Below are 18,716 nucleotides of genomic sequence, written 5' to 3'. Positions count from 1 at the left end.
CAAACGCTAATTAATCGGGAGAAATCCTGTCGGAATTCGTTGAGGAAACAGTACTTTGCCCCTAAGCCAAGCACAGCGCGCAACAGATAAGCGAATGATTATTCCTTTGGCACAGTCCGATTCTCTGATTCTTGATACCGTGTCCCTGACACCGCCGGTCGCGCTTGCGCCGCTTGCGGGGATCACGGATTTGCCGTTCCGCCAGTTGGTGGCGTCCTTCGGTGCAGGCTGGGTCGTGAGCGAAATGGTCGCAAGTCAGGAAATGGTACAAGCGAAACCGGGCGTGCGGGAACGGGCCGAACTGGGCTATGATCAAGCCGGGACCGCCGTGCAGATTGCCGGTCGCGAAGCCTATTGGATGGCGGAAGCTGCAAGAATGGCCGCAGGGAACGGTGCGGCGATCATCGACATCAACATGGGTTGTCCGGCCAAGAAGGTGACGAACGGCTATTCCGGCTCTGCCTTGCTGCGCACCCCCGATCACGCGCTCAGCCTGATCGAAGCGGTCGTGAATGCGGTGGATGTGCCTGTGACGCTAAAGACCCGTCTGGGATGGGATCAAGACAGCCTGAACGCGTCAATCGTGGCCAAACGTGCCGAAGACGCAGGTATCAAGCTGGTGACCATCCACGGACGCACGCGGTGTCAGTTCTACAAGGGTTCTGCCGATTGGGCTGCGATACGCAAGATCAAAGAGGCGGTGTCGATACCGGTCATTGCCAACGGCGATATCGTGGATGCGGCGACCGCGCGGCAGGCACTGACCCTTTCAGGTGCTGATGGCGTGATGATCGGACGCGGCGCACAGGGGCGGCCTTGGGCATTGGCGCAGGTCTCGGCTGCACTTCATGGCACACCCGAGCCCGACATCCCCCAAGGCCGCGCCCTGGCCGAGATGGTCTGCAAGCACTATGAAGCGATGCTGTCGTTCTATGGCTTTGAGCTGGGGCGCAAAGTGTCGCGCAAACACCTTGGCTGGTACATGGATGATGCAGGAACAGAACCTGCCTTGCGCAAGGCGATCCTGACCCGGACCAGCCCCGCCGAGGTGCTGCGCGATTTGCCGGACGCGTTCGAAATGCAGGTGGCGGCATGATTTTGGGTCAGGCGCTTTGGTCATCCTTGCCCGTTCCTTCTCTGATGCTGGACGGCGATGATATCATCATCATGAGCAACTCGGCTGCCGAAAGCTTTCTGAACATGTCGTCAAAGTCACTGGTCGGCCAGAAGCTATGGGAAAAGGTGATGATTGATGCCCCCCTCGAGGAGCCTTTCAGCCGCGCGCGCAAAAACCGGACATCGCTTTTTGTCAACGATGTGGACGTGGGCAGCGGGGAACGCGCGCCGATGATGTGCAACCTGCAATTCGCACCGCTTCAGGGCAGCGAAGACACGATGATCGTCATGATCAGCCCGCGCGAAATTGCGAGCCGGATCAACCAGAATCATTCGTCCGGCAAGGCCGCGAAATCGGCGATCGGCATGGCTGAAATGCTGGCCCACGAAATCAAGAACCCGCTGGCAGGCATCACCGGTGCGGCGCAACTGCTGTCCATGGGGCTGTCGTCCGAAGATCAGGAAATGACCGATCTGATTGTCGAGGAAAGCCGCCGCATCGTGAAATTGCTGGAACAGGTCGAACAGTTCGGGAATTTGCGCAAGCCGGTACTGAAGAATGTGAACATTCACGATATATTGGATCGTGCGCGCCAATCGGCGGCGGTCGGTTTTGGCGCGCATATGCTGTTTATCGAGGACTACGATCCGTCCCTGCCGCAAACACTGGCGGATGGGGACCAGCTTTTGCAGGTCTTCCTGAACCTGCTGAAGAATGCGTCGGAGGCAAGCAAAGACGCAGGCGCGATCCGTCTACGGACATTTTATGACACGTCCCTGCGGGTACACCGCTCGGACGGCACGCAGGCGCGTCTGCCCTTGCAGGTCGAGATTATCGACGATGGCCCCGGCCTGCCGCGCGAGATTGCGAATGACATTTTCGAGCCCTTCGTATCAGGCAGGGAAAACGGTACCGGGCTCGGATTGGCATTGGTGTCCAAGCTGATCGGTGATGCCGGTGCGTGGATATCCGTTGACAGTGTGCCGGGGCGCACCGTGTTTCGGATATCGCTGCCTGTGGTACCCAAAGATTATGAAACAGGAGAAGATTGATGGACGGGACAGTTCTTGTTGCCGATGACGACCGCACAATCCGCACCGTGCTGACGCAGGCGTTGACTCGCGCAGGGTGTAAGGTGCATGCGACGTCTTCGATCGTGACCCTGATGCGATGGGTGGACGAAGGCAAAGGCGATCTGGTGATCTCCGATGTGATCATGCCCGATGGCAACGGGTTGGATCAACTGCCCAAAATCGCAGAGGCCCGACCCGGTTTGCCGGTGATCGTGATTTCCGCGCAGAACACGATCATGACAGCCATTCAGGCGGCAGAGGCGGATGCTTATGATTATCTGCCCAAGCCCTTCGATCTGCCCGATCTGATGAAACGCGCCGCCCGCGCGCTTGAAGTCAAGCGCCGCGCGCCCGTGTCCCGCACCCCCGATACAGAGGTGGCAGGGCAGAACGGTGATCTTCCGCTTGTGGGGCGGACCCCGGTGATGCAGTCACTCTACCGGCTTGTGGCACGGGTCATGAATACCCAGCTTCCGGTCTTGATCACAGGTGAAAGCGGCACGGGTAAATCGCTGATCGCGCGCGCCGTCCATGACTTTTCCGACCGGCGCAGCCTACCTTTCGTGGTTGTCTCGGGTGGCGATCTGGAAGGGATGGATGGCCCATCGACGGTGCTGAGCCGCGCCAAGGGCGGCTCGATCCTGTTTGACGAGGTCAGCGACCTGTCCGAGCAGGCACAGGCGCGCATCGTGCGGATGCTTGACAGTCTGGGTGAAAATGCCCCCCGGATCATGGCGACATCGCAGTCGGACCTGATGGTGCGGATGGAAGACGGGCATTTCCGCGAGGATCTGTTCTATCGCTTGGGGGGCGTCACCGTCGATGTGCCGTCCTTGCGGGAACGCGTCGACGATATTCCTCTGCTTGCCGAACACTTTCTGACCCGCGCCGAACGTGACGGTGCCCCGCTGCGACGGTTCGGGGATGCAGCCCTTGATCTGGTCCGCGCCTATAGCTGGCCGGGAAATGTGCGCCAGTTGGAAAATGCCGTGCGCCGTCTGGTTTTCACAGCGGCCGAAGATGAAATCACGCGGCCCGAGGTCGAGATGGTGTTGGGCAACCAGCCCGCGATCGAACCGCTGCGGTCGGGTGGCGAGGGCGACAAGCTGAGCGCCAGTGTGGGCAAACACCTGCGCCGCTACTTCGATTTGCACGGGGGCGTACTGCCACCCCCGGGGCTTTATAACCGAATCCTCAAGGAGGTTGAGGCGCCCCTGATCGAGATTGCACTGGATGCGACGGGTGGAAATCAGGCAAAATGCGCTGATTTGCTTGGAATTAACCGAAATACGCTGCGCAAGAAGATCACAGACCTCGATATCCGCGTGACTCGGCGCCGCAAATTGATGTAAAACCGCAACAGAACCGTGGCGCTGTTACGTCAGCGTAGCAGAAAGACCACAGCGATTGGCGGTACCGTGGGGGCGACCCCACCTCAATAACAGGGCATTGCGCGTGCGGCGTACCCTTCCGGGCCTGAATATGACGAGAATAAACCGCTGGTTCCGCCAGCGGCATGTCATGACTGCGTTTACCATCGGCTTGGTTGTGGCAGGGCCTGTGCTGGCGGTGGTGACTTATATTGTGGTCGGGCCGCTGGATCGCGGTGCATCCTCGAGATCGCTACGGTTGGTGCTGCTGCTTGATCTGATCTACGTTCTGGTCGTTGCGGCCCTTGTCATGCGGCAAGTGGCGCGCATGGTCTCTGCGCGGCGTGCGCGTTCGGCCGGTTCGCAGTTGAGCCTGCGTCTGACCGGTGTTTTCGCGCTCTCGGCGCTTGTGCCCATCGTTCTGGTCGCTGTGTTCTCGGTGACGCTGATCTCCATCGCGCTCGAAGGGTTGTTTTCGGAGCCGGTGGGCAATGTGCTGCGCACGTCGTTGACGACTGCGCAAGCCTATGAGGAAGAACACCGTCAGGAGTTGACGCGCGACGGACGGGGCCTTGCGGCCTATCTGAACCGCGAGCGGCAGGCCAACCTGTTCATGGATGACGGCGAAGTGCGCCGGGCCTTGGGCGAGGTACAGGCGCAGGTGGAGCGCGGCCTGAGTGAAGCCTTCGTGATCGACGGTCTCGGGACGATTACGGCACGGGGCGCGCGGTCATACGAATTCGGCTATGAACGGCCATCGGCTGATGATTTTTCCCGTGCGGACGAAACCGGCCTTGCGATTATTCAGGACTTTGCCAATAACGAATTCCGCGCACTCATACCGCTGGCGGCATTCCGCGACCGGTATCTTTACGTGACGCGCCCGGTTGACGGAAACGTTCTGTCCCTGCTCGACAACACCACGGAAACCGTGGCGCAGTACGAAGAGTTGCAGAACGAGCGCGGGCAACTCTTGTTCCAATTCGGTCTGCTTTATCTTGGTTTTTCGATCATTCTGATCCTTGGTGCGATCTGGGGCGGGTTGTGGTTTGCCGAACGGCTGTCGCGGCCCGTGGGGCGTCTGGTGTCGGCATCGCAGCGCGTGGGCTCGGGCGATCTTGATGTGCGCGTGATCGAGGATGACGGCGAGGACGAGATTTCCCAGCTTGGCCATTACTTCAACCAGATGACGAGCCGCCTGAAAGGACAGCGGGATCAATTGATCGAAACCAACCAGCGCACCGAACGCCGGGGACGGCTGTTCGATTCCGTGCTGAGTTCGGTCACATCCGGCGTCATCGGCCTTGATGCACTGGGACATGTGACCTTCGTGAACCCATCGGCCCGCCGGTTGCTGTCGGTGGGGGACCATCCCGAAGAAACGGCAATCTCTGTCGCGATACCGGAATTCGGGGGGCTTTTTGCGCAAATCTCCGGGGCCGACAGCGACAGTGTGCAAGAACAGATCAACCTGATCCGCAAGGGCCAGCACGAAAGCCTGCTGGTGCGCATGTCGCAGCGCCGTAATCTTGATGGCACGCTTGAAGGTTATGTAGTGGCCTTTGACGATGTCACTGATCTTGTCAGTGCGCAGCGAATGGCGGCTTGGGGCGATGTGGCCCGCCGGATCGCGCATGAGATCAAGAACCCGCTGACCCCGATCCAGTTGTCCGCCGAACGGATCAAACGCAAGTTTCTCAGTCAGGTGGGCCATGACGCGGACAAGTTGGAACAAATGACCGATGTGATCGTCCGGCAGACCAACGATTTGCGGCGCATCGTCGATGAATTCTCGAAATTCGCGCGGATGCCAGAGCCGGAATTGCATCTCAATGACATGACCCAATTGGTGCATGACGCGCTGTCCCTGCAAATCGCAGGTCAGCCGAAAGTGCATTTCGCAGCAAGCATCCCCGAAGAGGCGGTCCTTGTCGATATGGATGATACGATGATCGGGCAGGCGCTGACCAATCTGCTCAAGAACGCGGGCGAAGCGACCGAGACGTACGCCAAACAAGAAGCACCCGAAGACTATCGCCCTGAAATACAGTTGCGCATGACGTCCGATGCACAGCAGGTCACGATCAAGATTTCCGACAACGGGATCGGCCTACCCGAAGACCGCGCACGGTTGTTCGAACCTTACGTCACGACACGGGGCGAGGGGACGGGGCTTGGTCTGTCGATCGTCAAGAAAATCATCGAAGAACATGGCGGAACGCTCACTTTGACGGATGCCGAACCCTTTGCAGGCCATGACCACGCCGGAGCCTGCGCCATTATTCAACTGCCTGCCGCAGCGCAATCGGCGCGGGCTTCAAAAATTCCAGCATGAGGTAAGTTATGGGCGATATTCTGATCACCGACGATGAACGCGACATTCGAGAGCTGATTTCGGAAATCCTGATCGATGAGGGATATACGACACGGCTTGCCGGCACGTCAGACGAATGTATGGCCCAGATTGCGGCAGAGCCGCCGGCGCTGATGATCCTCGATATCTGGCTGAAAGACAGCAACATGGACGGGATCGATATCCTGAAGTCTGTAAAGCGCGACCATCCGGAAGTGCCGATTGTGATCATTTCCGGCCACGGCAACATCGAGATCGCGGTGGCCGCGATCAAGCAGGGTGCCTACGACTTTATCGAAAAGCCTTTCAACATCGACCAGCTTTTGGTGGTGATCCGCCGCGCGATGGAGACATCGCGTTTGCGCCGAGAGAATGTCGAACTCAAGCGCGGCGAAAACCACGCCACTGAAATGTTGGGCGATAGTGCCGCATTCCGTATGCTGAAGTCGCAACTCGACAAGGTCACGAAATCCAACGGACGGGTCATGTTGACCGGTCCTGCAGGTGCCGGTAAGGAAATCGCCGCCCGTTACATTCACGCCAATTCCAGTCGCGCATCGGCGCCTTTCGTCGTCGTCAACTCTGCCTCGATCGAGCCCGAACAAGTGGAAGTTGTGCTTTTTGGCCGCGAAGACAGCGGACGCGGGATCGAGCCGGGGTTGCTGGAAGAGGCGAATGGCGGCGTTGTTTACTTTGACGAGATTGCGGATATGCCGCTGGGAACACAGTCCAAGATCCTGCGCGTATTGGTGGAACAGCGTTTTCAGCGCGTCGGCGGGAACGAAAAAGTGCAGGTCGACCTGCGGGTTATTTCCAGTACCAACCGGGACCTCACGTTGGCGATCGATGCGGGCACGTTCCGAGAAGAATTGTACCATCGCCTGAACGTCGTGCCGATTGCGGTGCCATCACTGGAAGAACGCCGCGAGGATATTCCGCTGCTTGCGGAACATTTCATCGAAACTTGCAACAAAGCGCAGGGCCTTCCGCTGCGCAAACTGGCCGAGGACGCGCAAGCCCTGTTGCAGACGATGCTTTGGCCGGGGAATGTGCGGCAGTTGAAGAACGTCGTGGAACGTGTTCTTATTCTGGGTGAAAATACCGGAGACATCAGCGCCAGGGAGCTGCCCAACAGCGAAGAAGGCGGCGGCGAGGAAGGTCGTATCGTGCTGGCTGGTGGGCTGGCGACATTGCCCTTGCGTGAAGCGCGGGAGTTGTTCGAGCGGGAATACCTGCTGACGCAGATCAACCGTTTTGGCGGCAACATCAGCCGGACGGCGGCGTTTGTGGGCATGGAACGGTCTGCCTTGCACCGCAAGCTGAAGTCGCTGGGGGTCGTGACCACAAACAAGGCCGGAGGCCGCGTGGCCTATGTAGAAGGCGACGAACTATGAAAGTCATTATCTGCGGTGCTGGGCAGGTCGGTTGGCAGATTGCCCGCCATTTGTCTGGCGAAAAGAACGATGTCACGGTCGTCGACAACAACCCTGAACTGGTGCGTCGCGCGACCGATACGCTTGATGTGCAAGGGGTTGCGGGGTTTGCAAGCTATCCCGATGTGCTTGATCGGGCAGGGGCGTCGGATGCCGACATGATCATCGCAGCGACCTATTCGGACGAGGTGAATATGGTCACCTGTCAGGTGGCGCATTCGGTTTTCTCGGTACAGCGCAAGATCGCGCGCCTGCGGGCGCAGAACTACCTTGATCCGGTCTATGCGGATCTTTACCGCCGCAACCACTTGCCGATCGACGTGGTTATCTCGCCCGAGCGGGAAGTGGCAGAGGCTGCATTGCAGCGGCTTGCGGCGCCTGCGGCGTTTGACACAGAAAGCTTCCTTGAGGGCCGCGCCCAACTGCTTGGCATTACGATCGATCAAGACTGCCCCGTCGTCAACACGCCGCTGCGGCAGTTGACGGACCTTTTTTCGACGTTGCGGGCCGTCGTTGTGGGTGTCCGGCGGGACGGTGTGCTTTTTGTACCTTCGGCCGGTGATCAGATATTTCCCAATGATGAATGCTATGTGTTCACTGACACCGAAGACATGACCCGCACATTGGAGATTTTTGGAAAAACCCAGTCGAAACAAGAACGTATTGTGATTATTGGCGGCGGCAATGTGGGGCTGGGGGTGGCCAAAGCACTCGAAGCGCGCACAGAGCGTGTCCGTGTGAAGATGATCGAATTCCGGCGTGAAAGTGCAGAACGCGCGGCTGATGCGCTGGACCGCACGATTGTGCTGCATGGCGATGGCCTCGACAGTGCTTTGCTGGAAGAGGCGAATATCGCGAACGCGGATGCGGTGCTTGCCGTGACTGACGACGATAAAACCAACCTGCTGGCGGCGGTGCGCGCCAAGGAGATGGGCTGCAAGATGGCGATTTCGCTGGTCAACGATCCGACTTTGGTGCCCCTGATGGGCCCGCTGAACATTGACGCTTACATCAACCCGCGCGCCACGACGGTCAGTTCGATCCTGCGCCATATCCGGCATGGCCGGGTGCGCGGCGTTTATTCGATAGGCGACGCCGAAGCCGAAGTGATCGAAGCGCAGGTTCTGGGTACATCCCCCATCGCGGGCCAGAAGGTCAAGGATATCGATTTTCCCGAGGGGGCATTGATCGGTGCTATCATGCAGCAAGGCAAGATCGTGCGCCCCACCGGTGAGACACGCATCGAAGAAGGCAACGTCATCGCCATCTTTGCGATGTCAGAAGATGTCCCCGAAGTGGAACGTCTTTTGCAGGTTTCGATAGACTTCTTCTGATGGGTTGGATCGTCCGCCTGCCATTTTTCGTGATCCTTATGGGTCTCGGGGCGATCGCGATGATCGTGCCCGCGGGACATGCGGCGGTCATGGAAGATTTCAACACCATGCGTATTTTCTTCTACGGGTTCGTGCTGTTCTCAACCATCACCTTGATGATCGGTCTTGCAACGGCAGGCTACGCGCCGCGCAGCGTTGCACGCAGCCAGTTGATCGGGTTGTTGGCCGCTTTCAGTGCCTTGCCGATCATGTTCGCGATCCCGTTCTACGAGGCCGTCGGCAACACGACATTCCTGAATGCCTGGTTTGAAATGGTATCCAGCTTCACCACGACGGGGGCCTCTGTCTATGATAATGCAGGGCGGTTGACCCCTTCCCAGCATCTGTGGCGGGGGCTTGTTGGCTGGCTGGGGGGCTTGCTGGTTTGGGTAACGGCGGTGTCGATCTTTGCGCCGATGAACCTTGGCGGTTTCGAAGTCCGCGCGACCGGAAATGCAGGCAAGACCGAGTCCAGTTCGTTTTCACAAATTGCCCACATTGCCGATCCAGCGGAACGGTTGGTCCGCTACACCATGACGTTGACGCCGGTTTACGTGGTCTTGACCGGAACCCTGTGGGTCGGCCTCGTGATTGCGGGCGAGTTTCCATACATCGCCCTGATGCACGCCATGTCGACGATGTCGACATCCGGAATTTCCGCCATTGGCGGGCTGTATTTTGCCGCATCGCGTTTCTGGGGGGAATTGCTGATCTTCTGCTTCTTTGTCTTCGCGCTGTCGCGGCTGACGTTCAGCCGCGGTCTGATTGGCGAACGCGATCAGGGGCTGCGCCGCGATCCGGAGTTTATCACGGCACTTGTCCTGATCGGTAGCGTAACGATGCTGTTGTTCTTGCGGCATTACCTTGGATCGACGGGTCAGACAGAGCCTGCGGGTGCGCAAGAAATTGCTGCCGCTTTCTGGGGGGCGCTGTTCACGGTGACATCGTTTTTGACGACGACCGGTTTTGAGTCGCATTACTGGTCGGGTGCCACCGCGTGGTCGGGGCTGAGTACACCGGGCCTGTTTCTGATTGGAATGGCATTGATCGGCGGCGGCGTCGCGACCACCGCAGGGGGCGTGAAGCTGTTGCGGATCTATGCCCTTTATCGCCATGGCGAGCGCGAGCAGGAGCGGCTTTTGCACCCGTCATCCATCGGTGGTGGCGGGAAGGATGCACGCCGGATACGCAGGCAAGGTGCCTATATTTCATGGGTTTTCTTCATGCTCTTTGCGCTCAGTATTGCCGCGGTGATGCTGATGCTCTCGCTGACAGGTGTGCAGTTCGAAACCGCGATGGTGCTTGCTGTTTCCGCCCTGTCCACAACGGGGCCCTTGGCGACAGTTGCCGCGGAAACACCAATTGCCTATTCAGGCATCCCTGACGCGGCCAAGGTCATTCTGGCATTTGCGATGGTGCTTGGGCGGTTGGAGACGCTGGCGATCATCGCGCTCTTCAATCCCGAAATCTGGCAACGCTAAGCGCCTCATTTGAATTGTATTTTGGGGGTGGAAAGTCCCGTTCAGCCACGACATACTGGTGATAACGACTTTGGGGGGCCGGTGCGCGGCCGTGTAAGAGCAATAAAAAAGGGTGTCGCGATGGCTGCCGATAAAGCGAATTTGCAAGATGCATTTCTGAACCATGTGCGCAAGGTCAAGGTTCCCGTGACCATTTTCCTTGTGAACGGAGTGAAGCTTCAGGGTGTGATTACGTGGTTTGACAGCTTTTGCGTGCTTCTGCGTCGCGACGGGCAATCACAGCTTGTCTATAAAAGCGCGATTTCAACCATCATGCCGGCGCAGCCCATCAGTCTTTATGAAGGTGAAGAGTAGCATTGCTCGAACACGATCGCCCCGTCACCCGGGCCTGGGTGCTTCACCCTGATTTGAAATCCGACCAGACCCGCCGCGCCGCCGAGCCTGCATTGGAAGAGGGCGTGGCGCTTGCCGCCGCTTTGCCGGATCTTGAGGTCGTGGGTGCGAACATCGTGCGGCTGCCGCGCATCCATCCCGGCAAGCTGTTCGGCAAGGGCAAGATTGCGGAACTCAAGCAGGTTTTCCACGACGCCGAGGTCGAACTGGTCTTGGTCGACGGGCCGGTGACGCCGGTGCAACAGCGCAACCTTGAAAAAGAATGGGGCGTAAAGCTGCTGGACCGGACCGGTCTGATCCTCGAAATTTTCAGCGACCGTGCACGTACCTCGGAAGGTGTGCTGCAGGTCGAAATGGCCGCGCTGTCCTATCAGCGCACACGGCTTGTCCGCGCATGGACCCACCTTGAGCGGCAACGGGGTGGTTTGGGCTTTGTCGGCGGCCCCGGTGAAACCCAGATCGAGGCGGACCGCCGCGCGATTGACGAACAGCTCAACCGCCTACGCAAGCAACTGGCCAAGGTGGTCAAAACCCGCGAATTGCACCGTGCATCGCGCGCTAAGGTGCCGTTCCCGATTGTGGCCTTGGTCGGCTATACCAACGCGGGGAAATCGACGCTGTTCAACCGTCTGACCGGTGCGGATGTCTTTGCCAAAGATATGCTCTTTGCCACGCTGGACCCCACCATGCGCAAGATCGTCCTGCCGACGGGGGACGAAATCATCATGTCCGACACCGTGGGTTTCATCAGTGACCTGCCGACCGAACTGGTCGCGGCTTTCCGTGCGACTTTGGAAGAAGTGCTGGATGCCGACTTGATTGTCCATGTCCGCGATATCAGCCATGCGCAGACCGAAGAACAGGCGCAGGATGTCCACGCAATTCTGCAAAGCCTTGGGGTGGCCGAAGAAGCGCCGATCATCGAGGTCTGGAACAAGATCGACCTGCTCGACGGCGACGACCGCGACGCGGTGCTGACCCAAGCGGCGCGGATGGACGACCTGTTTGCTGTCTCTGCGATCACGGGCGAAGGCATGGATACGCTCTTGGCGGCGATCCCTGACAAGCTGAAGGACCCGCGGACCGAAGAGCATCTGTCATTGCCGTTCTCGGAGGGTCGCAAACGCGCATGGCTTTTTGATGCTGGGATCGTGACGCACGAAGAGCAGACAGAAACCGGATATGACCTGACGGTATTCTGGACGCAGTTGCAAAAAGAGCGGTTTGCGCGGTTATAGCGGTCAGGGCGGGTGTTCGGACAAAGCCGACTATCGCAGCAACTCTGGATTGTGCTAGTTAAGAGGCCGCAACACCGTCACCCCAACAGCGGCAGCCCGCGCCAGATTTGGGTCAAGCGACATCGGGATATACTCACCCCGCCGCCACAACTCGCCCAGATTGTCATAGTGCCGTGACAGCGGATGCCCGGATTGCCCGGTGGATGTGATAAACACCGAACTGTCTGGATCGGCAAAGTCGTAGACCCCGCGATAGGCACCGGAATGAACGTTCTGAAACGGGTCGGGGTCAACGCCAGAGGTTTTGGCCCGTTGCAGCGTGTGATCGCCGCCGCTGGTCGACTGGCGGATGTTCACCACCCATTTCAGGATCGGCGTGTTGCCCAAGACCGGGTGATCATGGGTCGCGACATGCGCGTCGCCCCAGCGTACGGCCTCGACCGCTGCACCGTGGTTTTCGGTAATCCAGACCAGCGCGTCATCAAGTGATTGTCGCGCGATGTCGGTGCATGTCTCGACCGGCGCAGACTGGATCACATCGCACCAGACACCCGCGCCATCGATATCGCGAAAGACCCGTTCAATGAAAACCGGTTCGACATGGGTGAATTCAGCAGCCAGTGGCCCCAACTCGTCGCGGATCAGCCGTTGTTGGACCGCACGCACCCATGCCGCATAGATCAGCGGCTCGGGCAGGTGTTCGTTCATCTCGCCGTTCCAGGCAGCTAGCAGATCCAGCGCGATCTGCCGCCGTCGTTCGGGTGTACCTTCGGCAGCGGCATCTCCGGTGAACCACAAATCGGCCCCCATCAGCGTGGAAAGCGTGCGTGCGGTGAAACTGACAGTATCGAGTTGGGCCTCGATAAAGCTGTCGCGGGTATGCACCTCGCGCGCCTGCATCAGACGTTGCCAGCGGTTGATCCGCTGCGTGTCGCCCCATTCATAGGTGACATGGCGCGGAAAGGGACGGTCGACGGTCTTGTTGTTTGTGTTGCCCAGAATGCCGCCGGGCGGGTCGAGGAATTCGGGATTTTCGGAATAGGGAAAGCGCCCCTGCCACCGGTTTTCCGGCAGATATCCAAAGGTCGGCAGGCGCCCCCGGCTTTGGTGGTTGGCGTCACGAGCGGGCATGGCACCGATGGTCTTCATGGCGATCCGGTTTCGATCGGCAAGGGTCAGGTTCTGGGCCGGCGCGATGAAGTCCGCCCCAGCGGTAATGGCCTCTTCCACGGTGCGGGCATGATTGATTTCCATTGCTGCCGACATCGACGTGTCGCGGTCGGAAAGCGCTGTCCATGAAATCGCGGTAACATGGTCCGGCGGGGTGATCGTTCCAAGATCGTATCTTCCGCGCGGCATGACGGGTCCATTCGCCGTCCAGCGCAGGCGCAGGGTCACGGCCGCGCTATCCTTGACATTGATGATGCTGTCGCGCGTGCGGAATGGTGCCCATCCGTTCGGGCTGCGGTATTCTTCGGGATTGTCGGGGTTCACCTCCTCGACCATGATGTCGATGTCATCGACCATTGCGGTCGTCAGGCCCCATCCCAGTACATCGCTGCGGCCGCTCAGGATCAGGGGCATTCCCGGGATCGTTCCACCGATCACACCGCCGTTTTCAAGCTCCAGCCGTGCCAGATACCAGATCGAAGGGGCTGTCAGGCCCAGATGCGGGTCGTTCGCGAGCAAGGTAGAGCCTGTCGCCGACCGTGCCGCACTTGCCGCCCAAGCGTTCGATGCGCCGCGCAAGGGCGCCGGTTTGATCGCAGAGAGCGGATCATAGGCCAATCGCATGTTGGGTGTGTAAGGTGCGACGCCGGGGATCAGGCTGGCGAACTCGGGCAATGCCGCAATGCCATTTGTCGGGTCATCGGGCAGGATGTCGCGCAGCCGGTCATCGTCGAGCAAGAGCGAGGTGCGTGCGCGCAGAACTTCGTTTTCCAGATTCGACGTCAGATCAAGCGCCATCAGCTTGAGCACCGCGATCGAATCGGCGGGTTGCCACGGTGCGATCGCATGGTTGAAAAGCCACATCTCGGGCGCACCACGACCCAGTGCGCCTTTGTTGACTTCGGCCAGCCAAGCATTCACGCCACGGGAATAAGCGGTCAGATACGCCCTCGTTTCATCGGTCTGCGCGTTCACCGAAGATACCGACAAGGTGTAAAGGTCAAAGCGTCGCAACACCTCGTCAATGCCCACCGTGCGCTCGCCGAACAGCTCTGACAGCCGCCCTTGGGCCGTCCGTCGCAGCATCGTCATTTGCCAGAGCCGATCCTGGGCGTGGGCATAGCCAAGGGCGAAATAGACGTCCTCATCCGTTTCGCCAAAGATATGCGGCACATTGGCATTGTCGCGGACGATCTCGACCGGAGCGGTGATACCCGCGATGTCACGTGTGGCGGTGTAGTCGGGCAGGGACCGCGAGGCAAAATAATAGGCCAGCGCGATGGCAGCGGTGCCAAGCAATATCAGGGCAGAGGCAAGCCGGACAAGCCAGCGGAAGATCAGCGCCATAGGGTCCTCGCGTAGAATGGTCTGCCCCTTCTAGCAGGGCAGACAGCATGGGCAAGTTACCGTTCGGGGATCAGTCCGCGCGGGCTGAAACGCAACACCAGCAAGAGCACCACACCCATCGTCAAAAGACGCATATGGGCTGCGGATTCGATCATCCGGTCCTTCAGTGCGCTGCCGTCTTCCAACCCGCTGCTCAGAATGTTCATCAACCCAAGGCCAAGCGGTTCCACCTGCACCCAGAGCCACCAGATCAGCAGACCCCCCAGAACCGCGCCAAAGTTGTTGCCGGACCCGCCGACAATGACCATGACCCAGACAAGGAAGGTAAAGCGTAGCGGCTGATAGGAGCCGGGGGTCAGCTGCCCGTCCAGCGTTGTCATCATCGCGCCTGCGATGCCACACACGGCAGACCCAAGGATAAAGATCTGCAAGTGCCGCGCCGTCACGTCCTTGCCCATCGCCTCTGCTGCTGTTTCATTGTCGCGGATCGCGCGCATCATACGGCCCCAAGGGGATTGCAGTGCTTTCTGCGCCAGCCACAAAAGGATGAGCAGCACAATCGTGAACAAGATGGCATAACCCATTTTCGTGTAAAGCGTCGACGCCAAAACCGGATCAAGCCCGAAGTTGGCGGCCCTTTCCACGAATGCGGGGTCTTGTTGCAGGTCGATCTCGTAGGGCACCGGACGGTCCAGACCGATGACGTTCTTGACCCCGCGCGCCAGCCAGTCTTCGTTCTTGAGAACGGCAATGATGATTTCTGCGATACCCAGCGTCGCAATCGCCAGATAATCAGAGCGCAGTCCCAGCGCGGTCTTGCCGATCACCCAGGCTGCACCGGCGGCCAGCAGGCCGCCCACAGGCCAACTGAACAGGATCGGCAGGTTCAGACCACCGAGGTTGCCGCTGACAGCCGGGTTCACAGCTTCGACAGCGACCTTGCCGGGATCGAAGACCGCACGGTAAAGGAAGAATCCACCGACGAGGATAACGAGGGTTGCAATCGTCTTGGTGCGTCCTTCCAGCCGTTTTTGCGCCTGCACGGCTGCAAAGACAGTCAGCGCGCCCAGTGCAAGACCGGCGAAGATACGCAAGCCACCGGCCTGCCATGCCTCTGGCACAGGCTCGGTCGAGACAAGCACAGCGGCAAGTCCACCCAGCGCCACAAAACCCATGACACCGATGTTGAAAAGCCCCGCGAACCCCCATTGCAGGTTCACACCCAACGCCATGATCGCCGAAATCAGCCCCATGTTCAGGATGAGCAGGGCCGAGTTCCAGCCTTGAATCATACCTGTTCCGATTAGCAGGACGGCAACAAGCCCGAAGAGGGCGCTATCTCTGACGGTGGTGCTCATACGGATTGTCCCTTGAAAAGACCCGTGGGTTTGAACAGCAGCACGATAATCAGGATCGCAAAGCTGACGGCGAATTTGTAATCGGTCGAAAGAAGCTGGACGAGGCCATCGGGTTCCAGACTTTCAGGCATCAGGTACACCAGCACTTTCTTCCATGCATAGGTGATCGTGACCTCGCTGAAGGCGATGACAAACCCGCCCGCAATGGCCCCGATGGGATTACCCAAACCACCTACAATGGCCGCCGCAAAGATTGGCAGCAGAAGCTGGAAATAGGTGAAGGCTTTGAAGGATTTATCGAGGCCGTAAAGCACACCGGCAGTCGTGGCGAGGGCCGCGACGATCATCCATGTCACCTTAACGACCCAATCAGGATTGATGCCCGACAGCAGGGCAAGGTCTTCGTTATCCGAAAACGCCCGCATGGATTTACCAGTACGTGTCTTATTCAGGAACCAGAACAAGAGAGCCATGACGATGAAGGCCACGACAACCGTGATCGCCTGCGTCGTCTTGATCGCCAGACCCTCGTCAAGTCCGGTCATTTCCCGAAAGCCGCGTGCCGTGATAATGAACCGTTCGCCATCGGCAAAGCGGATATCGCGCACGCCGATGATGAAACGCACGATACCGTTCATGACGAACATCACACCCATCGACACGATCACCAGAATGACGGGTGACGCCTTTTGCTGGCGATAAAACTTATAGACAGCCCAATCCGTGCCTAGCAGCAGCAGGATCGTTGCGCCAATCCCGAAGGGCAGGGCAAGCAGGGCAGTTGGCAGCGGCCCGAATGTGATGCCCATACCGATAAAGGCGGTCGTGAACAGGATCGTAATCGCCGTGCCAAAGGCCATCGTATCGCCATGGGCAAAGTTCGAAAACCGCAGGATGCCATAAATCATCGTGACACCCAGCGCCCCGATAGCCAGCTGCGCACCATAAGCAAGGCCCGGCACGATCACAAAATTCGCAAGTGCGACGATGGCGTTCAGAAATTCCATTTCAAAGTTCACCCTTGGAAATCAGTTGTTTGTTCATTGCAGCACCTCGCAGGTGCCTGTCAGCTTCGTTCCCGTCAGAGCATTCTTGAGCATTGCAGTGCCATCACCCTGCATCACCATCATTATTTCGGTGCCCTCTGTGCCTTCGACTGAGAAACCGCGCATATCACCCATACGCATCGCATCTGCGAGAAAACTTGTTGGCCCCAACTGTACGGTCGTCACGCGACGGCGGGGTGGTTCGTTCGGATCAACCGCCGGTGCGAATTGGGACTGATCTATCTCGAACTGCACTGGCACGCCGGACAGATCGCAGGTGACAACCTCGGCCAGTGCCGGTTCTGCGAAGATTGCACATAGGGCGATCACGATTCTCATCCGCCCAGAAAACTCCGGCGGACTTGCTCATCTGCCAGCAGTTCCTTGCCTGTGCCGGTGTGAGCATTGCGGCCCTGCACCAGAACATAGGCTTTATCTGCAATTTCAAGCGCTTGACGTGCGTTCTGTTCTACCATCAAGATCGGAATACCGGTGCGCGCAACCTCGATGATCCGGTCAAAGAGTTCGTCCATCACGATGGGCGACACACCTGCGGTCGGCTCGTCCAGCATCAGCACCTTGGGCTGCGTCATCAGTGCGCGGCCCACGGCGACCTGTTGGCGCTGGCCACCTGACAACTCGCCTGCCGCCTGATTGCGCTTTTCCTTGAGGATCGGGAAAAGGTCATAAACCTGCGCCATCGTATCGTTGAAATCATCACGGCGGATAAAGGCGCCCATTTCAAGGTTCTCTTCGACCGTCATCGAGGTAAAGATGTTCGATGTCTGCGGGACGAACCCCATCCCTTTCACGACACGCTCTTGCGGGGACAGGTGGGTGATGTCCTCGCCATCCAGACGCACAGCACCTTCATTGACACTCAACATGCCGAACACCGCCTTCATCGCGGTTGATTTGCCAGCCCCGTTCGGCCCGACGATTACCGCAATCTCGCCTTTTTCGGCGGCAATGGTGCAGGAGTGCAGGATATCGGGGCCTTTGCCATAACCACCGGTCATGGCGTCGCCGATCAGGAAGGGCTCACCGGCCTGACCATGGCTATGGCGTGCGGCGTTGTTTCCTGCCGTCAGAGACCCGCCGCCAGCTTTGGTGATGGACCGATCCTTATTGCCCCGGTCATCTTGGTAGGGGTTATCGCTCACGGGGTAATATACTCTTCAAGGAATGGCGCATAGGTCAGCAGCGTGCTGCGCATCAACTCCTGTTCGGCCCCGTCCGCGTGATTTACGTAGATATAATAAAAGGTCGCAGCAGAGCCAATGAAGGCCCCGAGCAGGATGGTCAGCAGGAATTTCATGTCGCACTTACCTTATCTTTGTTTTTCAACCCAGTGCCGAGGTAAGCCTCGATCACCTGTTCGTTGGCCTTGATTTCATCCAAGGTCCCTTCGGCCAGAACGTGGCCCTCTGCCATGCAGATCACCGGATCGCAAAGGCGGCCAATGAAATCCATGTCGTGCTCGATCACGACGAATGTATAGTTGCGTTCCTTGTTCAGACGGATGATCGCATCGCCGATCGTGTTCAGTAGGGTGCGGTTCACACCTGCGCCGACTTCGTCGAGAAACACGATCTTGGCGTCCACCATCATTGTGCGCCCCAGTTCCAGCAGCTTTTTCTGCCCGCCGGACAGGTTGCCTGCTTTTTCTTCTTTCAGGTGGTCGATTGTGAGGAACGCGATCACTTCGTCGGCCTTGGCCAACAGCGCCCGTTCCTCGTTGGCGATCCGTTTGCGTCCAAACCATGTGTTCCACAGCGCCTCACCTGATTGCCCGCCGGGGACCATCATCAGATTTTCGCGTACTGTCATCGAGGGACAGCGAGAGATTTTCACTCTCTTCCCTGAAGCAAAAACACAACACGAAACGAAAGGTGATACGTCGTAAAACAAAAAACCCGCTGAAAGTGCCACAAAGCACACTCAGCGGGATATCGTTTTTTATC

At 58.6% G+C, this 18,716-nt stretch carries 15 protein-coding genes and 1 pseudogene; 9 read left to right on the top strand and 7 right to left on the bottom strand.

Annotation, left to right across the window (positions count from 1 at the left end):
• The first annotated feature begins 94 nt into the window (after positions 1-94).
• The 9 genes from dusB (at position 95) to hflX (ending at position 11,831) form a co-directional block, all read left to right on the top strand.
• On the top strand, positions 95-1,096 hold the full coding sequence (gene dusB, locus R6T97_RS02985) for a tRNA dihydrouridine synthase DusB (RefSeq protein ID WP_410347826.1): 1,002 nt from the start codon (positions 95-97) through the stop codon (positions 1,094-1,096).
• The gene (locus tag R6T97_RS02980; protein ID WP_410347825.1) at positions 1,093-2,169 is read left to right on the top strand and encodes a two-component system sensor histidine kinase NtrB; all 1,077 of its coding nucleotides are present in this window, start codon (positions 1,093-1,095) and stop codon (positions 2,167-2,169) included. The genes dusB and R6T97_RS02980 overlap by 4 nt, the downstream gene beginning before the upstream one ends.
• A complete protein-coding gene (locus tag R6T97_RS02975; RefSeq protein ID WP_410347824.1) occupies positions 2,169-3,542 on the top strand; it encodes a response regulator in 1,374 nt (457 codons plus the stop codon). The genes R6T97_RS02980 and R6T97_RS02975 overlap by 1 nt, the downstream gene beginning before the upstream one ends.
• A 130-nt stretch (positions 3,543-3,672) precedes the next feature.
• Entirely contained in the window at positions 3,673-5,895 is a 2,223-nt protein-coding gene (locus tag R6T97_RS02970; RefSeq protein ID WP_410347823.1) for an ATP-binding protein, read from the top strand.
• Between the two features lie 8 nt (positions 5,896-5,903).
• On the top strand, positions 5,904-7,307 hold the full coding sequence (locus tag R6T97_RS02965; RefSeq protein ID WP_410347822.1) for a sigma-54-dependent transcriptional regulator: 1,404 nt from the start codon (positions 5,904-5,906) through the stop codon (positions 7,305-7,307).
• Positions 7,304-8,680 carry a Trk system potassium transporter TrkA gene (gene trkA / locus R6T97_RS02960; RefSeq protein ID WP_410347821.1) on the top strand — a complete coding sequence of 459 codons (1,377 nt, stop codon included), beginning with the start codon at positions 7,304-7,306 and terminating at the stop codon, positions 8,678-8,680. The genes R6T97_RS02965 and trkA overlap by 4 nt, the downstream gene beginning before the upstream one ends.
• The gene (locus R6T97_RS02955; protein ID WP_410347820.1) at positions 8,680-10,200 is read left to right on the top strand and encodes a TrkH family potassium uptake protein; all 1,521 of its coding nucleotides are present in this window, start codon (positions 8,680-8,682) and stop codon (positions 10,198-10,200) included. Before trkA ends, R6T97_RS02955 begins: the two co-directional genes overlap by 1 nt.
• 120 nt (positions 10,201-10,320) lie before the next feature.
• Positions 10,321-10,554, top strand: a complete 234-nt coding sequence (hfq, locus tag R6T97_RS02950) for an RNA chaperone Hfq (protein WP_008235856.1) — start codon at positions 10,321-10,323, stop codon at positions 10,552-10,554.
• 2 nt (positions 10,555-10,556) lie between these two features.
• Positions 10,557-11,831 carry a GTPase HflX gene (hflX, locus tag R6T97_RS02945; RefSeq protein WP_410347819.1) on the top strand — a complete coding sequence of 425 codons (1,275 nt, stop codon included), beginning with the start codon at positions 10,557-10,559 and terminating at the stop codon, positions 11,829-11,831.
• Between the two features lie 54 nt (positions 11,832-11,885).
• Here the strand turns inward: hflX and R6T97_RS02940 are convergent, their stop codons facing one another.
• The 7 genes and pseudogenes from R6T97_RS02940 to R6T97_RS02910 all read right to left on the bottom strand — a co-directional run.
• Positions 11,886-14,348: a penicillin acylase family protein gene (locus tag R6T97_RS02940; protein WP_410347818.1), complete on the bottom strand. Its 2,463-nt coding sequence runs from the start codon at positions 14,346-14,348 to the stop codon at positions 11,886-11,888.
• A 56-nt stretch (positions 14,349-14,404) separates the two neighbouring features.
• The gene (locus R6T97_RS02935; protein ID WP_410347817.1) at positions 14,405-15,706 is read right to left on the bottom strand and encodes a branched-chain amino acid ABC transporter permease; all 1,302 of its coding nucleotides are present in this window, start codon (positions 15,704-15,706) and stop codon (positions 14,405-14,407) included.
• Positions 15,703-16,713: a branched-chain amino acid ABC transporter permease gene (locus R6T97_RS02930; protein ID WP_410347816.1), complete on the bottom strand. Its 1,011-nt coding sequence runs from the start codon at positions 16,711-16,713 to the stop codon at positions 15,703-15,705. Before R6T97_RS02930 ends, R6T97_RS02935 begins: the two co-directional genes overlap by 4 nt.
• 33 nt (positions 16,714-16,746) lie before the next feature.
• Positions 16,747-17,091 (bottom strand): hypothetical protein, encoded by a 345-nt coding sequence (locus R6T97_RS02925; RefSeq protein ID WP_410347815.1) that lies wholly within the window; start codon positions 17,089-17,091, stop codon positions 16,747-16,749.
• The gene (locus R6T97_RS02920; RefSeq protein WP_410347814.1) at positions 17,088-17,915 is read right to left on the bottom strand and encodes an ABC transporter ATP-binding protein; all 828 of its coding nucleotides are present in this window, start codon (positions 17,913-17,915) and stop codon (positions 17,088-17,090) included. Before R6T97_RS02920 ends, R6T97_RS02925 begins: the two co-directional genes overlap by 4 nt.
• Entirely contained in the window at positions 17,912-18,070 is a 159-nt protein-coding gene (locus R6T97_RS02915) for a hypothetical protein (RefSeq protein WP_410347813.1), read from the bottom strand. Before R6T97_RS02915 ends, R6T97_RS02920 begins: the two co-directional genes overlap by 4 nt.
• A pseudogene (locus R6T97_RS02910) lies at positions 18,067-18,585 on the bottom strand (ATP-binding cassette domain-containing protein); the annotation flags it as partial. The pseudogene R6T97_RS02910 and the gene R6T97_RS02915, both read right to left, overlap by 4 nt.
• Positions 18,586-18,716: the final 131 nt, after the last annotated feature.

Source organism: Yoonia sp. (assembly GCF_046498525.1).
Classification (GTDB): domain Bacteria; phylum Pseudomonadota; class Alphaproteobacteria; order Rhodobacterales; family Rhodobacteraceae; genus Yoonia.
The sequence above is the reverse complement of the archived record's forward strand: the minus strand, read 5'-3'. Positions and strand labels throughout refer to the sequence as shown.

Excerpts from the sequence above, each read along its gene's own strand:
- dusB (WP_410347826.1), top strand. The coding sequence starts at position 95 with ATGATTATTCCTTTGGCACAGTCCGATTCTCTGATTCTTGATACCGTG.
- R6T97_RS02980 (WP_410347825.1), top strand. The coding sequence starts at position 1,093 with ATGATTTTGGGTCAGGCGCTTTGGTCATCCTTGCCCGTTCCTTCTCTG.
- R6T97_RS02975 (WP_410347824.1), top strand. The coding sequence starts at position 2,169 with ATGGACGGGACAGTTCTTGTTGCCGATGACGACCGCACAATCCGCACC.
- R6T97_RS02970 (WP_410347823.1), top strand. The coding sequence starts at position 3,673 with ATGACGAGAATAAACCGCTGGTTCCGCCAGCGGCATGTCATGACTGCG.
- R6T97_RS02965 (WP_410347822.1), top strand. The coding sequence starts at position 5,904 with ATGGGCGATATTCTGATCACCGACGATGAACGCGACATTCGAGAGCTG.
- trkA (WP_410347821.1), top strand. The coding sequence starts at position 7,304 with ATGAAAGTCATTATCTGCGGTGCTGGGCAGGTCGGTTGGCAGATTGCC.
- R6T97_RS02955 (WP_410347820.1), top strand. The coding sequence starts at position 8,680 with ATGGGTTGGATCGTCCGCCTGCCATTTTTCGTGATCCTTATGGGTCTC.
- hfq (WP_008235856.1), top strand. The coding sequence starts at position 10,321 with ATGGCTGCCGATAAAGCGAATTTGCAAGATGCATTTCTGAACCATGTG.
- R6T97_RS02940 (WP_410347818.1), bottom strand. The coding sequence starts at position 14,348 with ATGGCGCTGATCTTCCGCTGGCTTGTCCGGCTTGCCTCTGCCCTGATA.
- R6T97_RS02935 (WP_410347817.1), bottom strand. The coding sequence starts at position 15,706 with ATGAGCACCACCGTCAGAGATAGCGCCCTCTTCGGGCTTGTTGCCGTC.
- R6T97_RS02930 (WP_410347816.1), bottom strand. The coding sequence starts at position 16,713 with ATGGAATTTCTGAACGCCATCGTCGCACTTGCGAATTTTGTGATCGTG.
- R6T97_RS02925 (WP_410347815.1), bottom strand. The coding sequence starts at position 17,091 with ATGAGAATCGTGATCGCCCTATGTGCAATCTTCGCAGAACCGGCACTG.
- R6T97_RS02915 (WP_410347813.1), bottom strand. The coding sequence starts at position 18,070 with ATGAAATTCCTGCTGACCATCCTGCTCGGGGCCTTCATTGGCTCTGCT.